Source organism: Microbulbifer variabilis (genome assembly GCF_056232115.1).
Map to the genome: position 1 here is coordinate 415036 of NZ_CP174325.1, position 18281 is coordinate 433316.

Below are 18281 nucleotides of genomic sequence, written 5' to 3' on the forward strand. Positions count from 1 at the left end.
CCACAGCTACTTCCGACCCAACGTTATTCTCTCCCAGCCGGAATAATCCCTGCGACTTTCAACATCCCTATACCCCGCTGCAATAAAAATCTTCCGAACGGATTCCGCTTGCTGCCAACCGTGCTCTACCAACAACCAGCCATCTTCATCCAGAAAATCTCCGGCTTGCTCAGCAATCAGCTCTATATCTGCCAGCCCCTCCCGTTTTGCCACCAGGGCCGAGCGCGGCTCAAAGCGTACATCCCCTTCTACTAAATGGGGGTCGGCGGCATCAATATATGGGGGATTGCTGACGATTAATGAAAAGTGCTGCGGTGGCAATTGTGCAAACCAATGACTCTCCAAAACCTGCACATTGCCGAAGCCAAGCCGTTTACGATTACTCTCAGCCAGTGCCAGCGCCGCTGCAGATTTCTCCGCAGCCACAATTTGCCAGCCAGGTTTTTCAGAAGCTAACGCCAGTGCAATAGCTCCAGTACCGGTACCCAGGTCGAGCGCTCGCAGTGTGCTCTGAGGGCAAAGTGCCAGGGCTGTTTCCACCAGCAGCTCGGTATCAGGGCGGGGAATCAAGGTAGAGGCATCGACTTTTAAAGTGAGCGACCAGAACTCCCGCTCACCGGTTAGATGTGCAACCGGCTCGCCGTTTTTACGCCGCACAAGCAATACGTCAAACTCATACTGCTCGGCAGTAGTGAGTTCATATTCTGGCCATGTATAGAGCCAGGTGCGCTCACGGCCGAGAATATGTGCAAGCAGCACTTCTATATCGAGACGAGCCGACTCGCTATTAGTGAGTTCAACACTACGGGCGAGATTGCCCTTCACACTGCTCATAGGAAAACTCTACCCAATAACGTCTCACTGAACTTCAACTACTGCCCCATAGCTGCCAGCTGGTCCGCCTGGTGCTCAGTGCGTAGCGGACCAATCACCTCCTCCAGAGCACCCTGCATCACCTCATCGAGTTTGTATAAGGTCAGGCCAATACGGTGGTCAGTCACCCGCCCCTGGGGATAATTGTAAGTACGGATGCGTTCGGAGCGATCTCCGCTGCCAACCAGACTCCTGCGCGCATCAGAAATTTCCTGTGCGGCAGCGGCCTCTTGTTCACTGGAAAGCTTGGCCTGTAAAAGCGCCATCGCCTTGGCTTTGTTTTTATGCTGAGAGCGTTCGTCCTGGCACTCAACCACAATTCCGGTGGGCAAATGGGTCAGGCGCACAGCGGAGTCAGTTTTGTTTACATGCTGGCCACCGGCACCCGAGGCGCGATAGGTATCCACACGCAGGTCGGCCTTGTTTATTTCAATAGCATCGCGCTCATCGGGCTCAGGCATCACCGCCACTGTGCAGGCGGAGGTGTGAATACGCCCCTGGGATTCCGTTTCCGGAACTCGCTGCACACGGTGAGCACCGGACTCAAATTTCAGTTTGGCATACACGTCTTCACCGGCCACTCTAGTGATAATCTCCTTGTAGCCTCCATGCTCGCCGGCATTCTCACTGACGATCTCAATACGCCAGCCCTGCTTCTCCGCGTAGCGCGAATACATGCGAAATAGATCACCAGAGAAAATTGCCGCCTCGTCGCCACCAGTGCCTGCACGAATTTCCAAAAAGACATTTTTGCGATCATTGGGGTCGCGGGGTAGCAGCAAAGTCTGCAAATCACGCTCCAGGGGTTCCACCTGGGCCTCGGCCTCGCGCAGCTCCTCCTGGGCCATTTCACGCATTTCCTGATCGCTCTCATCGAGCATCTCCTGCGCAGCTGCCATATCTTCTTTAAGCTGTTTATAGCGGCCATAACATTTGACCACTTCTTCCAGCTCGGAGTATTCCCGCGATAACTCGCGGAACTGATCCTGGTCGGAAATCACACTGGCATCACCTAGCAGCGCCGACACTTCCTCGTGACGTTCCTGCAAGTTTTCCAGTTTATTCAGTAGCGATTCTTTCATCTGTGTTTTTTCTCTGATTCGATATCGGCAAGGTCATCCAACCCAACCACTTCGCGGGCAATGCGCAGCCGCTCCAGGTCGCCTTCAGCTGTCGCTTTTTTGAGGCTGATCGTAGGCGCATGGATTAATTTATTTGTCAGTGAGCGGGCCAACTGCTCCATCAGGCGGCGAGGATCCTCACCCTTATCCAGTTGCAAGAGTACCCTTTCTAATTCAGTACCGCTGATTTGCTGTGCACGCTGTCGATAGCTGCGGATGGTATCCACTGCACCAAGCGCCCGACTCTCTTTAGAGAATTCTGCCGCGGCGACTTCAATAATTTCTCTCGCCGCCTCTGCCGCCCTCTCTCGAGAGCGCATGCCCTCATCAATCACTCCGCGCAAGTCATCTACGGTGTAGAGGTATACATCATCGAGTTCACCAGCCTGGGGCTCTATATCCCGCGGTACCGCTATATCCACCATAAACATCGGGCTGTGACGACGCTTGCGCAAAGCCGACTCCACTGCTCCCTTACCCAAAATTGGCAGTTGGCTGGCAGTAGAGCTAATTACAATATCCGCGCGGGCAAGATGTTCGGGAATATCGGCAAGCAGAATCGCTTCAGCACCAAAATTCTCTGCCAGCAACTGCGCACGACTGAGGGTACGGTTGGCCACAATGAGTTGTTTGATGCCCTGATCCAGTAAATGACGCGCAACCAGCTCTACTGTCTCGCCCGCACCAATCAAAAGTGCGGTTTGCTTTTTCAGATCGGTAAAAATGCGTGAAGCGAGAGAAACGGCAGCATAGGCCACAGACACCGGGTTTTCGCCGATAGCCGTTTCGGTACGAACTTTCTTTGCCACAGTGAACACGCGCTGAAATACCCGGTGCAGCTCACTACCCACACTGCCAGACTCCCTCGCCACAGCATAAGCAGACTTGATCTGGCCAAGGATTTGCGGTTCGCCCAGAACTAGTGAGTCAAGGCCGCAGGCAACACTCATCATGTGGCGAACTGCCGCTTCCCCAGTGTGGGCATAGCTGCAGCCCCGCAGTTGTTCGAGCGGTATCTGGTGGTATTCTGCCAACCACCGCAACAGAGGCTCCGCCTCCAGGTTCCCGTAGATTTCGGTGCGGTTGCAAGTGGATAGAATCGCAAGCTCCCGGCAGTCGAGCGCTTTGCGCGCATCCCCCAGGGCACCGGGCATCACCTCGGGCGCAAAGGCGACCCGTTCGCGCACCTCTATCGGTGCACTATCGTGGTTGATCCCCAGGGTAAGAATTGGCATAGAGTTCCGTCGGCTATAAATCTAGGAGTACATCATCCGTATAGGGGGCGCATTTTCACGGGCCGCCGCTTTGCTTGCAAGGTCGGGAGACGGTTTAATTGCGCGCTGATTTGACTTAGCGGACCGGGACCCAGCGTCCAGAAGCGGATTCGCGACTAGAATTATATGGCGATAATCGTTTAAAACACGCCACTCGTATACAGCTTACGCGCCGCAGCAACGTATGGACACGATCTATGCTCCCACCCCGACAGCCCGATTCAAATCATAATGCCTCGGCCACCCTGCTTCTGACCATCTGCCTGCTGCTGGCAGCCTGTGTCCAGGTTCAGCCCCGAGAGGCAGCTACTGATGCCAAATCACCACCAGTGGCTCAGAACCTAAAAGAGGATGGCGCCGACGCCTCCCCAGAGAGCGAACCCCGCGCTTTTCCTATCGATACTTTCTACACACTTCTGGTGGCTGAAGTTGCCGGTATTCGTGAACAGTATGATGTAGCACTGGCCAACTACTACCACCAGGCAGAAGTTACCAAGGACGCCGGCGTCGCCGAACGAGCCACACGTATCGCCCGTTTCCTGAATGCCCGTCAGGCTGCCCTGCGCTCAGCACAGCTTTGGGTTGAGCTGGAACCAGACAATGCCGATGCCCAATTGGCGCTCACTGCTGAGCTAACTCTTGCAGGAGAACTCTCAGAGGCCATGGTCCACGCGGAGCAGGCTCTAAAATTGGGAGGCAAAGCACCGCTGCAATCCCTCGCCGCCACAGCCATTGGCCGTGAAAAGCTCGACGATCAGATACGCGCAGAATTTGCCAGGCTGGCGCGGGCGCACCCAAACAACGACGAAGTGGCACTGGCCCATGCAATGGTGCTACGCGCTACCGAGCAATACAACCAGGCACTAGTAGTAGTACGCCGTATCCAGGAGAGTCATCCAGACCAACTGGATGCTCCACTGTTACAGAGCCATCTGCTGGTGGACCTGGGCAAGCGGCGTGAAGCCATTGAGCTCCTGGAAAAACTGGTCAGCGTGCACCCCAATGAGACTCGCCTGCGCCTCCAATATGCGCGCCTGCTAATACGCGAAGACCTTGCACTGGCGCGCCAGCAATTCGCCGAGCTGGTCAAACAACGACCTGAAGACGGCAACCTAATCTTGTCACTGGCCCTGATTCAATACGAAACCAATCAGCTGGATTTGGCCAAACCACTGCTCGATAAACTTCTGGAGCTGGAACAACACGAATCAGCAGCACATTTTTATCTTGGCGGCCTGGCCGAAAAGCGAGGAGAGATTGCCACTGCCGTGAAACACTTCCGCCAAGTGGAGCCCGGCAACGATTATGTGGAAGCCATTACCAAAGGCACAAAGCTGCTCGCAACCAGTGGCAAGCATGATGAAAATGAAAAGTGGTTTACCAAACTTCGCCAACAACACCCTCGACAGGAAGAACATTTTTTCCTGATGGAGGTCGAATTGTTGCGAAAAAATGATGAACCACTAAAAGCCCTGGAGCGGGTTGAGCAGGGACTAAAAGTAATGAGTGGCAGTGGTCGTTTGATGTACACGCGTGCACTTCTCAACGACCAACTTGGCAATGCCACTGCCTTCGAGCAAGACCTGCGCAGCTTGCTGGAGCGCGACCCGGAAAATGCCACTGTACTCAATGCCCTGGGCTACAAACTGATTGATGATGATGCCCGCCTCCAGGAGGCTTTTGAGCTGATCAGTAAAGCGCTGAAACTGGAGCCCGAAGATCCAGCCATTATCGACAGCATGGGTTGGGTCCAGTACCGTCTCGGTAATTTTTCTGCTGCGGAAAAGTATTTACGTCAGGCTATGGACAAACTACCCGATCACGAGATTGCTGCGCACCTGGGAGAAGTGCTCTGGGTACAGGGCGATCGTGAAGGAGCTTTAAAAATCTGGAGGGATGGAATGAAGCTCAACCCCCAGAGCAAAATTATTCCGGCCGCAATGAAGCGTTTACAAATTAAAGAAACACTGGAACAGCATGCATCTGACAACTGAAACCACCGTTACACGAAAGTTCTATTTTTTACTGGTGGCCACCCTCGCTCTATTGGTGTCAGCCTGTGCAGGGCAAAAAGCCAAGGAACAACCGGCAGCCGATACCCCACAAGAAACTGCAACACCCACATCGGTGGCACAGCTTAAGCAGTGGACGATTAAGGGCAAGCTCGGGGTGCGCTCGCCGGCCGATAATGGCAGCGCCAACCTGACATGGCAGCAAAGCGGTGCGCAAAACTTTCGTATTCACCTGAGTGGCCCGCTTGGTGCCGGCACTACAGTCATTTCCGGCTCCGCAGGCGGCGTCAGCTTGGTGCGCGGTGATGAGGCCCCGGTTGTCGCGCGCAACGCAGCCCAACTCACTGAGCAAACCCTGGGTTGGCCACTGCCCGCCAGTGAAATGTTTTACTGGGTACGAGGTCTGCCTGCTCCCGGGCCCAGGGGTGCAGAAAGACACAATGATCAGGGACTGTTGCAAAGCCTGCAGCAATCTGGCTGGACCCTCAGCTTTAGCGACTATCGTCAAAATGGGCCTTTCACCCTGCCCACCCGCATCAAGGCACAAACCAACGCCGCCGCCGGACCTGTGAATGTAACCCTGGTTATCAAGGACTGGGGTTTTTAAATGCCGAAACCTCAGCATGCGGGTATCATGGGCCAAACAAAGCTAACCGACCCAACCACCACGCATGCTGAAGTTACCCGCCCCCGCAAAACTGAACCTGACCCTGCGTATTCTTGGCCGACGTGCCGACGGCTATCACGAGTTGCAAACCCTTTTCCAATTACTCGACTACGGTGACGAACTGGAGTTTTCTGCACGCGCTGATGATGTCATCAGCGTAGATGCCGGTGAACTGGATGTAGCCGAGCGGGACAACCTGGTTTACCGGGCTGCCCTGCTTCTTCGAAAGGAAGCCAAGCTTGCCGGTGAAAAATTGCCTGGTGCACATATTCGTCTGATTAAAAAACTACCGCACGGTGGGGGTATCGGCGGGGGCAGTAGTGACGCAGCCACTACTTTATTGGGCCTTAATCATCTTTGGCGCTGCAACCTGCCTATAGATACCCTGGCCGAGTTGGGCCGCCAACTCGGTGCCGACATTCCACTTTTTGTCCGCGGACATACTGCCTGGGCCGAAGGCGTTGGGGAAAAATTAACTCCTGTTATCACTGAAAAACGCCACTACTTGGTGGTGTCTCCTGGTTGCGAAGTGAGCACTGCAAAAATTTTTCACGATTCGCGTTTGACAAGAGATTCTGTCGCAATTACATTAGCGGCCCTTCGCGAGGGGCAGCTCACAGAAACGCCGCTCAGCAGTGAAAAACTGGAAGCTTTTTCCGGTAATGACTGCCAGGCACTGGTTGAGAGTCTCTACCCTGAAGTTCGCGATGCCAGAGAGTGGCTAGAGCAATTTGCACCGGCTCAACTCACAGGCACTGGAAGCTGTGTCTTCACCGCCTTCCAAACTGAGCAAGCAGCCAAATCGGCACTTGCCAGGCTACCGCGAAAATGGCAGGGTTTTATAGCAAATGGTATCCAGGTTTCACCTGTACACCAGAAGCTCGCGAAATTAACCTCAAGAGATTGAGGAAAAATACTGGGGCGTAGCCAAGCGGTAAGGCAGCGGGTTTTGATCCCGTCATGCGAAGGTTCGAATCCTTCCGCCCCAGCCATTTTCTTTTGTATGCTGTGGCGCAAGCAAAAACCGGTTCCGACATGTCTCAGTCGACACTGACCCAGCCGGCCCGGGCCATCCGCATAGGGCTGAGAGCAGCCTCCCCCCAATTTTACAGAGATGTCACAGGCAAGCTTTTTGGCAAACACCTTTCGACAACCTGGAGGCTCCCCAAAGCTAAGAGCAATCACCTGGATGACCAGGGCAAGCCAGCAATCTACTCCAACTTTGCTTCGCTCCCCCCTGCATTCCCGAATATAAAAATGATGCTATCGCATCCCAACTTCTAGCGGAAAATGCGGGCATCTACACTTCAATTCACATCAAGACAGAATCAAAGGAACTCGCAGTGGCTGACTTAATGGTCTTTACCGGCAACGCAAACCCGGAACTGGCACAGAAAATTGTCGACCATATGGCGATCCCCCTGGGCGAAGCTGCGGTTAAGCGCTTCTCCGACGGTGAGATTGCAGTTGAAATTACCGATAACGTACGCGGTCGCGACGTTTTCGTTGTGCAGTCCACCTGCCAACCCACCAACCGCAACCTGATGGAGCTGATCCTTCTGGTAGATGCCCTGCGCCGCGCCTCTGCTGGCCGCGTTACCGCCGTAGTACCTTACTTCGGATATGCTCGCCAGGATCGCCGCGTAAGATCCCAGCGTGTACCTATTTCCGCAAAAGTAGTTGCCGATATGATGGTAAGCGTGGGCATCGACCGCGTACTGACTGTCGACCTGCACGCTGAACAGATCCAGGGCTTCTTCGATGTGCCCGTAGATAACGTATATGGCTCTTCTGTACTGCTCGACGATATCGAGCGCCAGAAGTACCAGAACCTGGTAGTAGTATCCCCGGATATCGGCGGTGTTGTGCGCGCTCGCGCAGTGGCCAAGAGCCTCGACTGTGAGCTGGCTATTATCGACAAACGTCGCCCGGCTGCTAACGTCGCAGAAGTGATGAACATCATCGGTGAAGTCAGCGGCCGCACCTGCCTGCTGGTAGATGACATGGTCGATACCGCCGGCACCCTGTGCAATGCCGCCAACGCCCTGAAAGAACATGGTGCAGAGAAGGTAGTTGCCTACTGTACCCACCCGGTATTGTCCGGTAACGCCATCAGTAACCTGAACAACTCCGTACTGGACGAGCTGGTAGTGACCGACTCCATTCCCCTTGGGGACAAGATGGAGAAGGCCCCGAAGATTCGCCAGCTGACCCTGTCCGCAATGCTGGCCGAATCCATGCGTCGCATCAGCAATGAAGAATCCCTCTCCGCGATGTTCCGTTAAGGCCGGAATGGGAGTGCATACCAAATAAACACAGAGTGTCCCGCTATGCGGGGCACTTTGCCTTTGGCTCTGATTCCCGTAGAATACGCGCCCGCCCGGCACCGCCGGGCGATTACTTTTGGGCCCAACAGCCCAATTTACACAAACGCCAGAGCGGTCCGGTCGCAGGTCTCTCTGGACAGACAACCCGAGGTTTAACCCATGTCTGATATCAAACTGAACGCCATTGCCCGCAGCGATGAAGGGAAAGGTGCGAGCCGCCGCCTGCGTCGCCTGGAAGGCCGTGTACCCGGCATCGTTTACGGTGGTGAAGCTGAGCCGCAATCCGTATCCCTGCTGCAAAAAGACCTGTTCAAGGCCCTGGAAAATGAAGCATTCTTCTCTTCCATGCTGACCGTGGACATCGATGGTAAAGAAGAGAAAGTGATCCTGCGCGATCTGCAGCGCCACCCCGCCAAGCAGCTGCTTCTGCACATCGATTTCCAGCGCGTTTCTGCCAGCACCAAAGTACACGTTAAAGTGCCTCTGCACTTCCTTAACGAAGACACCAGCAAAGGCGTTAAAGCCGGCGGTATCGTTTCCCATACCCTGACCGAGCTGGAAGTGAATGCTCCTGCTGGCAAGCTGCCTGAGTTCATTGAGGTGGACCTGGCAGACCTGGAGCTGGATGGCATCCTGCATATCTCCGACCTGAAACTGCCAGAAGGCGTTGAATCTGCAGACCTGAGCCACGGCGAAGACCACAACCTGGTTGTAGCGTCTATCCACAAGCCTCGCGGCGCCGTTGAAGCTGACGCTGAAGCCGAAGCTGGCGAAGGCGAAGAGTAATCGCCTTGGCTGCGGCACCGGATACCCCGATCCAGTTGATTGTCGGCCTGGGAAACCCCGGGCCGGAATACGATCGGACACGGCACAACGCCGGTGCTGATTTTGTTGTCGAGCTGGCCCGCCAACATGGCACCCAGCTCAGCCAGGACAGCAAATACCACGGCCTCACAGGCCGTGTGCGGATCGGCAGCCGGGAAATCCGGTTGCTGATCCCCACCACCTATATGAATCGCAGCGGCCAGTCTGTCGGCCCATTGGCGAACTTTTTCAAAATTCCCCCGGAAGCCATACTGGTGGCTCACGATGAGCTGGACCTCGCCCCCGGTATCGCGCGCCTGAAAGCCGGCGGCGGTCACGGCGGACACAATGGCCTGAGGGATATCATTGCCGCACTGGGCAACAACCGAAACTTTATGCGCTTGCGACTCGGCATCGGCCACCCTGGCAGTTCGAGCGAAGTGTCCCGGTTTGTACTCCAGCGAGCTCCCAGAGCGGAACAGGAAACACTGGCTGATGCCATCGATCGCTCGATCGACGTACTGCCCACCGCCGCCACTGGCGACTGGGGCTCAGCCATGAAAACGCTGCACACCGCCAAATAGATCCCCCCGGGTAGCTTGCCTTTTGCCCCGGAAATCTCGATAGTGTGCTGCGCCAAATTGCCGGTATTTTCCCGACTGGCCCGGATCATTCAGCGGCCGCGCTACCCAGCCTGCCCAGACTTCCGCCAGCGCAATCACTACCGGACTTCAAACGCAATTAGCAGAGTGCGCGCTTCGCGCCTCAGGCAAACGGAAAAATATCACCATGGGTTTTACTTGCGGTATAGTCGGCCTGCCTAACGTGGGCAAATCCACCTTATTTAACGCACTGACCAAGGCGGGCATCGATGCAGAGAACTTCCCTTTCTGTACCATCGAGCCCAATGCCGGCGTAGTGCCGGTACCAGACACCCGCCTCGACAAGCTGGCGGAAATCGTTAAGCCACAGAAAGTTATTCCGACCACGATGGAGTTCACGGACATCGCCGGGCTGGTTGCGGGCGCCTCCAAGGGCGAAGGCCTGGGCAATAAGTTTCTCGCCAATATCCGCGAGACCGATGCCATCGCCCACGTTGTACGCTGCTTTGAAGATGACAACGTAATCCACGTGGCCAATCAGGTGCACCCTGTTGCTGACATCGAGGTGATCAACACCGAACTGGCCCTCGCCGACCTGGATACCGTTGAAAAAGCTCTGCAGCGCTTTACCCGCGCGGCTAAAGGCCAGGACAAGCACGCTATCAAGATGAAAGCGCTGCTGGAGAAAATCCAGCCGCACCTGGATGAAGCCAAACCACTGCGCTCCTTCGGCCTTTCCGAGGATGAGCTGGCAGACCTGCGCGAGCTGAGCTTGCTCACCGTTAAGCCAACCATGTATATCGCCAACGTGCACGAAGACGGCTTCGAGAATAATCCACACCTGGATGCCGTTGCTGCCATCGCCGCCGAAGAGAATGCGGTACTGGTGCCAATCTGTAACAAGCTTGAAGCGGAAATTGCCGAGCTGGATGACGATGAGAGACAGGAATTCCTGGAAGAACTGGGTATGGAAGAACCCGGGCTGAACCGTGTTATCCGCGCCGGCTACCAACTGCTGGGCCTGCATACCTACTTCACCGCCGGTGTAAAAGAGGTGCGCGCCTGGACCATTCCGCTGGGAGCTACCGCGCCGAATGCGGCGGGCAAGATCCATACTGACTTCGAAAAGGGCTTTATCCGCGCGGAAGTGGTCAGCTATAGCGATTTTATCAACAACAATGGTGAGGCTGGCGCAAAGGAATCCGGCAAATGGAGACTGGAAGGCAAAGATTACATTGTTGCCGATGGTGACGTGATCCACTTCCGTTTTAACGTCTAATACCCTCTCCCTTTTTCGCCTCCCCCCAGAGGGGAGGCTTTTCCCATCAGCGTAGAAGCAATGGCGCAATCAAACTGGAAAGTGGGCCTGCCCCTGACCCTGGTCACCATATTTATGTGGGCGACGCTGCCCATCGCCCTCAAAGGGCTCCTCGGGCATATCAGCCCTGGTACCGCCACCTGGTATCGCTTTGCCGGTGCAGCTCTGCTCGCAGGGCTCTATTACGGCCAGGCGCGCGCACTAAACTTGCGACCACTATTTAGCCGCATACTCCTGCCATTCACACTGCTGGCTGTAATCGGCCTCCTGGTAAACTATCTCGCCTATGCCAGCGGGCTGAATTACATCACCCCTGGTGCCGCTCAGATGGTTATCCAATTGGCGCCCCTGCTTCTGCTTATCTCCAGCGTACTCTGGCTGGGGGAAAGTTTTTCCCTTCGCCAATGGGGTGGTGTAGCTCTGGTGGTGATCGGCCTGCTACTGTTTTTCAACCAGCGCCTGGAAGAACTCACCAGTGGTGCGGGTGGAGACTATCTGCTCGGGCTTGGTTATATCCTGATTGCCGCTGTCACCTGGGCTGTGTACGGTTTCTTCCAGAAGAAAATCTTGAGCAGGGCAACACCTCAGGACCTACTGGTAGTGATTTATATCGCAGGCACCCTGTGCTTCCTGCCAATGGCCGATCCAATGAAGGTTTCCCACCTCGGCTGGCTGGAGTGGGCCCTGCTCGCCTTCCTTACTGCAAACACCCTGATCGCATACGGCGCCTTCAGTAAAGCCCTGGCAAATTGGGAGGCATCCAGTGTCAGCGCTACCTTGTCATTAGTGCCAGTGATCACCCTGTTGCTCAGTACGCTGATCAGTAGTATCTGGCCGGACTATATTGCTGTTGAGCCCCTGAACTGGATCAGCTGGGCTGGCGCCGTTGCCGTAGTAGCGGGTTCGGCATTTGCCGCTATCAGTTCCGGGCGCCACCCCAGCAAGCCCCTGGGTTCAGATAAAAAAAATCGCTAACTAACTGAAAAGAATACAAAAAAGGTGTTGACACACCCAGCCCATCGATTAATAATGCGCGCCCTCGGTAAGGCCGAGGCAACAAAAGAAATGGCAAGGTAGCTCAGCCGGTTAGAGCGCAGCACTCATAATGCTGAGGTCGGGAGTTCGAGTCTCCCCCTTGCTACCATTTCAAACCACAGAGACTATTCTTTGTGGGTCTTGAAACTGGGGCGTAGCCAAGCGGTAAGGCAGCGGGTTTTGATCCCGTCATGCGAAGGTTCGAATCCTTCCGCCCCAGCCATCTTCCAAAATTTATTCTTCAGGCCCAGTCCAGGGCAGCAATCAAAAACTAGCGTGCTGATTTCAGAGTACAGCTCCATTCGCCTCTATCTAGCTAGAACAGTAACTACTTAAGACCCTGTACAAGCACCGGGTCGGTATCCACTGAACCACGCTCACCCACCAGATCCTGACAGCCAGCCGATAACTGCCTGTTCTGTTCCCGGCGCAACCCCAGAGCCCGCAAACACTCAAAACCCGCCAGGCAGATCAGTAACGCCAACAGCACCAGCCAACCACCATAACCGCGCATAGCCTCTTCCTCAGACATACAGGTCCACCCAAGCTGTACCACACACAGGAAGGCCACAATCAGAAGCGTGGGCTTGCGCCCAATCAGGCCAACCACAAAGACACCCAGGGGGGCGCCCAGAGCCACCACCGGCGCCGCTGCCAGCCAATTGCCAAATACACCCGGCTGCCAGTCTCCGACCAAAGACTTCACCAGTACCCCGAGCACAGAGCAAAACGCCATAATCACTACCGAAGTAGGGATAGCCACCTTGAGGTCTACGCGACTCAACAGCACCAGAGCTGCATAGACCAACATATCCACACCCACACCAGTGACTGCCACAACACTGAAACCTGCAAAGGCCCCCAATAACAAGCCCACCCGAAAATCTGTTGGGCACTGAGGGTCGCCCGCATGCTCACAATCGGTGATCTCGCTAAGTCGGTACAAGTGAAATATTCCGAAACTGCCCCAAAGCACGGCGAAAGACAGTTTTACCCACAGCTCGGGAATCAGTGGTGCAAACAGCAGAATTCCTGCGGGTGTTGTCAGGAGTGCCCCCAATAGGGCTCCGCGCAACATGGACCATGCCAATTGCTGCTGCCGGCAAAGAATGAAGAGGCTCGCACTGACCATACCAATGGATTGCACAGCAAAGCTGAAATCACGACCGTGGCTGGCCGGCATATCAAACAGCAGCACCAAGACAGGAAACCCCACGGTACCGCCACCCATCGGCGTAGAGCCAGCCGCATAACTGCCAATCGCCATGGCCAATGCCATAGACCAGTTTTCCAGGGCCAATGTCAGATTGTCCCCTTGGACAATCAGAAACAGCCACACCCCGTAGAAAACCGCCAACCAGGCAAACCAGTAGCGGAGGGAAAGCCGCGCTAGGTATTTCATCTTATTATTCGCGAGCTAAAACGTCAGAGGGCGCTAATAGTGGTACGACAAGGAGAAGGGATCAAGGCGGGATACAGAATGCTGATAACTACATCCCGAAAATCTGACGACTATAGGCCGCCCGACAACCACAGCTGCCGGGCGGAACAGGATCAGTTCAGACGCTTCCGGCGAATCAGGCTTTGAACCTGCATGGAGGACATCATAGAAGCGTAGATAGCCGGCAAAGCACCGCGCTTACGCAACTCAAGGAAGTCCTCATCAGACAGATTGTTCAGCTTCTCCTCATCAACCACGAAGAAACCAGTCAGATCGTAAGGCTTATCATCTTCGCTCACACGCAAAGTCAGTTTTTTCTGGGTCAACAGGTCTTTAGACACCAGGAACTCAATAAACGACTCGGTAACCGCCACACGCTGGGCAGTTTCAATCACTGCCTGGGCACGGTTTTTCAGGTAGTCAGTCTGCTCACCTTCACCATCAAACAACGGCTCACCTTCAGACTCACTCAGCATATTGGAATCTTCATCGATACAGAGAACCGCCTGATCGGCATTTTCCGGATTTTTCACCAGCACGAACGGGTAGGTGCGAACTTGCAAAGGAACATAGCTGCCATTCCAACCTTCAGAGCCGGAGAACAGGTTCTCCCCCGGACGCAGACCAGTTAAGGCAACCACTTTAAACTGCTCAGTATTCTGATCTTTCACAAACAGGATCGGGTAGCTCTGGGCCGCCTGAACAATCTCTTGAACTACCAAAGGCAGAATGTGGTTGCCGCTGACATGGTCAAAAGTAATGTCTTGGGTGAGTTTCAGGTTGGCATGTGCCTTTTTATCCAAAGCTTTAATCTGTGCCATAAGTACAACTCCTAGCTACTTTTATAGTTACTTAATTTTCAGAGATACCCTAACGTACCACTTTATCGGCGCACTAACGATGACAAACGCTTTCCCGCCGTCGCCGGAAACCAAAGCCAGCATTAAACAGGTAAGCGAGCCAACAGGCAAACAAAGCCTGTTGTAAATGCCTTAAAGCAAAAACTAATCGATTATAGAGACTGTTTTCAAGACAGCAGTGCCAATAGTGGCTTCAGACCCCCATAGAAACGGGAAATAGCCAATAATGGCACCTTCTGATAAAAGCCCCTGTTGCAGGCACCTTCAAAATCTATGACGCACAGTATCCACAACAGCAAGGGGCTCCCTTAAATACATGGGAGGAACCTGACCGTCGAACGGAATCGATAATCGCGAGCCAGCTCATATCAGGGAGGAATTAAAGCTTAACCCTAAGCTCGTTCAGCGCTCTCTCGAGCACTTCGTCCTTATCAGAGCGCACCGTATCCAGCGTACTCTCAACCAGGATATCCGGCTTAATACCATAGCCAACAAACTCCCTGCCATCGGGGAAGGTATCCCGCTTGGTACACACCCTGAAAGTACCACCTCCTGGGAGGTCCACGAACATAGGTTGCCCCGTGCTGCCATAAGTTGGCTCACCCACAGTAGTAAAATGTTCGAGAGAATCTGCATATACCAGGAAGTCCTCAGCTGCTGAAACGGTATTTCGGCCGATCAACACATAGGTTGGCACTATGTGGTTACTATCCAATTTGGGCTCAACTATATCCCCGGAGTCTTCACCAAACTCCCATATAGTGCCTTCTGCATAGGGGCGATACTTCTCTAATTGCTCGAACTGATTGGCAAATGATCCCCAAGCTTTATAAGCCGCAATATGTTTGGGGGTTTTCCAAACAGAACCCTGTAAAATACGATCAGCCAAGTAAGAGATTATCTCTCCGGCATAAGCAGAGTTACCTCCATTATTAAAGCGCAGATCAATAATCAACCCTTTGGACTTAACAATCTCATCGTGGTGAGATTTAAACTGATCAACAACCTCCTGTTTCTCAAAAGTATTTAAAGCTACATAGGCTATATCATCATCAAGCCACTTAAGCTCAAATGGCTCGCCATTCGACTGAGGTTGTGTAATAGAGATGTAATCAATCTTCCTCCCACGCGCATCCCGTTTAACCTGAACCTCTTTCACTTTGCCGTCTGGAGTCTCAATAGTGAATTCTGCCGTGGTATCCGGTTTACCATCCAAGGCATCCCGAACCGCAGTACTCCAGAGAATATGCTGGGTCGAGCTGGCAATATAAGGCATTACCTGCTCCTTTAAATAGGTTTGAAGATCCTGCCCATTTACCGAAACGACAACAGAGCCAAGTGGAATCACGGACTCCACCCCCTTCTCGACCCCCGTAACTATTGCTTGATGGCCAGCTTCGGCCAAGCGAACAGCAGGCCAATCCAGGTACTTGGCTGACATACCTTTAGGGTAATAAATATTGGTATGGCCATCTTGCAGGAGTGCATTAAGCCGCTTTAGCTCACGATAATACTCATAAGTGTTTTCTGTAGCCAAAACCCGCGGAATAAATTCCTGATACCTTGCATCAAAGTCCAGTTCAGGAACCTGATCGAAGAAAGCGAAGTTATAGCTAACCTCTTTCCAGTAGAGAGATAAACCATACAGTTTTTCTGCATCGGATAAATTTTCTGTTACCTCATTAACGTTATCTGCGTATACAGAGCTGGTGGTGGTAACAGCAATTGAAAAGGCCAGAGCAATCTCTTTAAGCACAATAAAAACCCTAAATTTATTAGGGTTCCCATTTTATACATTTAGAAAAGTTGGTAAATGTAGACTAACTTAACAAGGCAACAATTTGTCGAAACCAGTGGTATGAAATGATCTTATTTGCCTCCTATTTATCCTTATCTGTTATTTATAACCTCTGGAAATCAGCGCTAGTACTTCTTTCACCACCATTTCGGGCTCATCATTTTGAGGATAGTGATAGCTCTTCTCAGTCAAAACAGCTTTACCCCGTGGAAACGCTTTGGCCCAATTTGAATGTAACTCCCCCCACCTATCCCGGGCCTCATCAGTAAAGAAAAGAAGAGGAGGGTTATCATACTTTTTAATGGAGGCAATTACTGTGACGGGTATATCGGGGATTTGTGGATAATCAGGTAAAGGGCGTTTAGACCAAAAGTCCAGGTACTGATTCGACATGCCGTTCTTCATATCATCCAGTTTTACCTGAGCAATTTGCTCTTCGGCCAACTCCAAATTCAGCGATCGCATAATATCCACATCATGCTCGGAAGAAGGCTCTATCAGCATCAACGCTGCCATTCTTTCAGGATACCGTGCGGCAAAAGTTCGGGCTACATGAGCACCATAGGAGTGCGCAATATAAGTAACTTTCTCTTTAACCCCCAAAGCCGCCAATAAAGCCCTGGCCCCTTGAGCATAATCCTCAGAGCTAAAATGCTTCTTAATGGCCGTTGATTTTCCGTTGCCCACACGAGAATAACGTATTACTCGTGCATGCTTCGCCAAGTCATCATAGATGGAATCCCAATCCTGCATCCCGGCCGAACCCCCGGCTTCGAGAAACAAGGTGGCCTCACCAGAGCCTTTGATCTCATATTCAATATGATATTCACCAACAGAGATTGTCTCTGAATTTACAAATGTACTTAGCGGCAGAGTAAATATCATTATTAAGAGAGCTACACGCATATAGAATTCCTATTTATTAAAATTCCCGACCTAGAATTAGTAGGGAGCTGCTAAGTTGCAGCCACCCCCTGCCCCAGGCGCGCTTCATTGCCTGGTCCAGGTTGCTCCGGCACTAGTTGGGCCAAACCAAGAGAGACCAGGGCCATCAAAGATCCGGCAAAGAACACCATAGCAGGAGAGGTCAGCCAGAGCAGGCCGAATAGAACCGGAATAATAACCGCTGCAACGTGATTAATAGTGAAACTAACACCCGCAGATGCGGCGATATCACGCTCATCCACAATCTTTTGGAAGTAAGTTTTGATTGCAATGGCCATAGAGAAGAACAGATGATCAATAATATAGAGCGCCGCAGCTACTATCGCACTCTCCACTAAAGCATAACCGGCAAAAACCAGTATCAAACCGATATATTCCAAAGTAAGGATACGGCGCTCTCCAAACCTTACGATAAACTGACCGATTTTTGGCGCGATATATAAATTGAGCAGGTGGTTTACTGTATAGAGCGCAGCAATTTCGCCAACACTATAACCAAATTTTTCCACCATTAGAAAACCGGCAAAGACAATAAAGATTTGTCGTCGCGCGCCGCTCATCATCGTTAACGCATAATAAAGCCAGTAGCGCTTACGTAGCACTAATTGCTTGCGCTGACTATGGGGTTGAGGAAACTGCGGGAAAAGTACCCAGGCAGCCAAAGCAATAAGAACAGTGACGCCACCGCCGATCATATAAACCCACGAGTAGTCTAAACCGGCAAAGTCCATCAGACACCAAACCAGACCATAGGCTAGAAGCGCTGCAAATGAACCTGCAGCGGCCATACGCCCCATCCAGATTGCCGAAGTCTTCTTTGGAAACCACTGCAAAGCCAGAGAGGTTTGCAGGGTTTCATAGAAATGAAAGCCGATCGACATCAATAATGTCGTGAGTAATAAACCTGTGAGAGATGGAAAAAAACCGGTCAGCATCACGCCAATCCCGGTCGCTACAAGTGAGAGAAGTGCTAAGCGCTGCTCCCGGATAAGTAGCAATACAAATATCACTGTAAACGCCAGGAACCCGGGTATTTCCCTGACACTCTGTAACAGGCCAATATCAGCTCCGGTAAATGAAGCCTTGGCTATCACAAAGTTATTAAGGAGAGTATTCCAGACAGAAAAAGACAGTGGCATTGAGGCTGCAAGGACTAACAGCAGAATTTCCGGTCGACGGAGGCGTTGTAACATGGCGGGACTCC

The 18281-nt window shown here is 52.9% G+C and carries 16 protein-coding genes and 3 tRNA genes; 11 read left to right on the forward strand and 8 right to left on the reverse strand.

Translation table 11 applies throughout. The features are described from left to right. Window positions 1–6: 6 nt before the first annotated feature. Genes prmC through hemA form a run of 3 tightly spaced genes read right to left on the reverse strand, consistent with a single transcriptional unit; the run spans window position 7 to window position 3229 of the window. Window positions 7–834, reverse strand: coding sequence for a peptide chain release factor N(5)-glutamine methyltransferase (prmC, locus tag ACJJI7_RS01810; RefSeq protein WP_020412556.1), 828 nt, complete (start codon window positions 832–834; stop codon window positions 7–9). Window positions 835–872: 38 nt separating this feature from the next. Further along, window positions 873–1955, reverse strand: coding sequence for a peptide chain release factor 1 (gene prfA, locus ACJJI7_RS01815; protein WP_444901077.1), 1083 nt, complete (start codon window positions 1953–1955; stop codon window positions 873–875). Next, window positions 1952–3229 (reverse strand): glutamyl-tRNA reductase, encoded by a 1278-nt coding sequence (hemA, locus tag ACJJI7_RS01820; RefSeq protein ID WP_444901076.1) that lies wholly within the window; start codon window positions 3227–3229, stop codon window positions 1952–1954. The genes prfA and hemA overlap by 4 nt, the downstream gene beginning before the upstream one ends. Before the next feature lie 236 nt (window positions 3230–3465). Between hemA and ACJJI7_RS01825 the strand changes: the two genes are divergently transcribed. The 11 genes from ACJJI7_RS01825 (at window position 3466) to ACJJI7_RS01875 (ending at window position 12256) form a co-directional block, all read left to right on the forward strand. Then, on the forward strand, window positions 3466–5262 hold the full coding sequence (locus tag ACJJI7_RS01825; protein ID WP_444901075.1) for a tetratricopeptide repeat protein: 1797 nt from the start codon (window positions 3466–3468) through the stop codon (window positions 5260–5262). Continuing rightward, complete coding sequence (lolB, locus tag ACJJI7_RS01830; RefSeq protein ID WP_282952621.1) at window positions 5246–5887, forward strand: lipoprotein insertase outer membrane protein LolB; 642 nt, start codon at window positions 5246–5248, stop codon at window positions 5885–5887. The genes ACJJI7_RS01825 and lolB overlap by 17 nt, the downstream gene beginning before the upstream one ends. 64 nt (window positions 5888–5951) lie before the next feature. Next, a complete protein-coding gene (gene ispE, locus ACJJI7_RS01835; protein WP_282952620.1) occupies window positions 5952–6854 on the forward strand; it encodes a 4-(cytidine 5'-diphospho)-2-C-methyl-D-erythritol kinase in 903 nt (300 codons plus the stop codon). Between the two features lie 10 nt (window positions 6855–6864). After that, a tRNA-Gln gene (locus ACJJI7_RS01840) sits at window positions 6865–6939 on the forward strand. Between the two features lie 363 nt (window positions 6940–7302). After that, window positions 7303–8232 (forward strand): ribose-phosphate pyrophosphokinase, encoded by a 930-nt coding sequence (locus ACJJI7_RS01845; RefSeq protein WP_040628500.1) that lies wholly within the window; start codon window positions 7303–7305, stop codon window positions 8230–8232. 201 nt (window positions 8233–8433) lie between these two features. Beyond that, complete coding sequence (locus ACJJI7_RS01850) at window positions 8434–9060, forward strand: 50S ribosomal protein L25/general stress protein Ctc (protein ID WP_020412549.1); 627 nt, start codon at window positions 8434–8436, stop codon at window positions 9058–9060. Between the two features lie 5 nt (window positions 9061–9065). Beyond that, window positions 9066–9662 (forward strand): aminoacyl-tRNA hydrolase, encoded by a 597-nt coding sequence (gene pth / locus ACJJI7_RS01855; protein ID WP_282952619.1) that lies wholly within the window; start codon window positions 9066–9068, stop codon window positions 9660–9662. A gap of 205 nt (window positions 9663–9867) precedes the next feature. Next, window positions 9868–10959 (forward strand): redox-regulated ATPase YchF, encoded by a 1092-nt coding sequence (gene ychF, locus ACJJI7_RS01860; protein WP_020412547.1) that lies wholly within the window; start codon window positions 9868–9870, stop codon window positions 10957–10959. 60 nt (window positions 10960–11019) lie between these two features. Next, on the forward strand, window positions 11020–11973 hold the full coding sequence (locus tag ACJJI7_RS01865) for a DMT family transporter (protein ID WP_020412546.1): 954 nt from the start codon (window positions 11020–11022) through the stop codon (window positions 11971–11973). Between the two features lie 92 nt (window positions 11974–12065). Beyond that, a tRNA-Met gene (locus tag ACJJI7_RS01870) sits at window positions 12066–12142 on the forward strand. A gap of 39 nt (window positions 12143–12181) precedes the next feature. Then, window positions 12182–12256 (forward strand) — tRNA-Gln (locus ACJJI7_RS01875). Between the two features lie 105 nt (window positions 12257–12361). Here ACJJI7_RS01875 and ACJJI7_RS01880 read toward each other — a convergent pair. The 5 genes from ACJJI7_RS01880 to ACJJI7_RS01900 all read right to left on the reverse strand — a co-directional run bounded on the left by ACJJI7_RS01880 (window position 12362) and on the right by ACJJI7_RS01900 (window position 18270). Further along, on the reverse strand, window positions 12362–13435 hold the full coding sequence (locus ACJJI7_RS01880; RefSeq protein ID WP_353376012.1) for a sulfite exporter TauE/SafE family protein: 1074 nt from the start codon (window positions 13433–13435) through the stop codon (window positions 12362–12364). Window positions 13436–13587: 152 nt separating this feature from the next. Continuing rightward, complete coding sequence (locus tag ACJJI7_RS01885; RefSeq protein ID WP_020412544.1) at window positions 13588–14295, reverse strand: SapC family protein; 708 nt, start codon at window positions 14293–14295, stop codon at window positions 13588–13590. 418 nt (window positions 14296–14713) lie between these two features. After that, entirely contained in the window at window positions 14714–16090 is a 1377-nt protein-coding gene (locus tag ACJJI7_RS01890) for a S41 family peptidase (protein ID WP_444901074.1), read from the reverse strand. A gap of 141 nt (window positions 16091–16231) precedes the next feature. Next, window positions 16232–17038 (reverse strand): alpha/beta fold hydrolase, encoded by an 807-nt coding sequence (locus ACJJI7_RS01895; RefSeq protein ID WP_020412542.1) that lies wholly within the window; start codon window positions 17036–17038, stop codon window positions 16232–16234. A 50-nt stretch (window positions 17039–17088) separates the two neighbouring features. Continuing rightward, window positions 17089–18270: an MFS transporter gene (locus ACJJI7_RS01900; RefSeq protein WP_020412541.1), complete on the reverse strand. Its 1182-nt coding sequence runs from the start codon at window positions 18268–18270 to the stop codon at window positions 17089–17091. Window positions 18271–18281 lie beyond the last annotated feature (11 nt).

Excerpts from the sequence above, each read along its gene's own strand:
- prmC (WP_020412556.1), bottom strand. The coding sequence starts at position 834 with ATGAGCAGTGTGAAGGGCAATCTCGCCCGTAGTGTTGAACTCACTAAT.
- prfA (WP_444901077.1), bottom strand. The coding sequence starts at position 1,955 with ATGAAAGAATCGCTACTGAATAAACTGGAAAACTTGCAGGAACGTCAC.
- hemA (WP_444901076.1), bottom strand. The coding sequence starts at position 3,229 with ATGCCAATTCTTACCCTGGGGATCAACCACGATAGTGCACCGATAGAG.
- ACJJI7_RS01825 (WP_444901075.1), top strand. The coding sequence starts at position 3,466 with ATGCTCCCACCCCGACAGCCCGATTCAAATCATAATGCCTCGGCCACC.
- lolB (WP_282952621.1), top strand. The coding sequence starts at position 5,246 with ATGCATCTGACAACTGAAACCACCGTTACACGAAAGTTCTATTTTTTA.
- ispE (WP_282952620.1), top strand. The coding sequence starts at position 5,952 with ATGCTGAAGTTACCCGCCCCCGCAAAACTGAACCTGACCCTGCGTATT.
- ACJJI7_RS01845 (WP_040628500.1), top strand. The coding sequence starts at position 7,303 with ATGGTCTTTACCGGCAACGCAAACCCGGAACTGGCACAGAAAATTGTC.
- ACJJI7_RS01850 (WP_020412549.1), top strand. The coding sequence starts at position 8,434 with ATGTCTGATATCAAACTGAACGCCATTGCCCGCAGCGATGAAGGGAAA.
- ychF (WP_020412547.1), top strand. The coding sequence starts at position 9,868 with ATGGGTTTTACTTGCGGTATAGTCGGCCTGCCTAACGTGGGCAAATCC.
- ACJJI7_RS01865 (WP_020412546.1), top strand. The coding sequence starts at position 11,020 with ATGGCGCAATCAAACTGGAAAGTGGGCCTGCCCCTGACCCTGGTCACC.
- ACJJI7_RS01880 (WP_353376012.1), bottom strand. The coding sequence starts at position 13,435 with ATGAAATACCTAGCGCGGCTTTCCCTCCGCTACTGGTTTGCCTGGTTG.
- ACJJI7_RS01885 (WP_020412544.1), bottom strand. The coding sequence starts at position 14,295 with ATGGCACAGATTAAAGCTTTGGATAAAAAGGCACATGCCAACCTGAAA.
- ACJJI7_RS01895 (WP_020412542.1), bottom strand. The coding sequence starts at position 17,038 with ATGCGTGTAGCTCTCTTAATAATGATATTTACTCTGCCGCTAAGTACA.
- ACJJI7_RS01900 (WP_020412541.1), bottom strand. The coding sequence starts at position 18,270 with ATGTTACAACGCCTCCGTCGACCGGAAATTCTGCTGTTAGTCCTTGCA.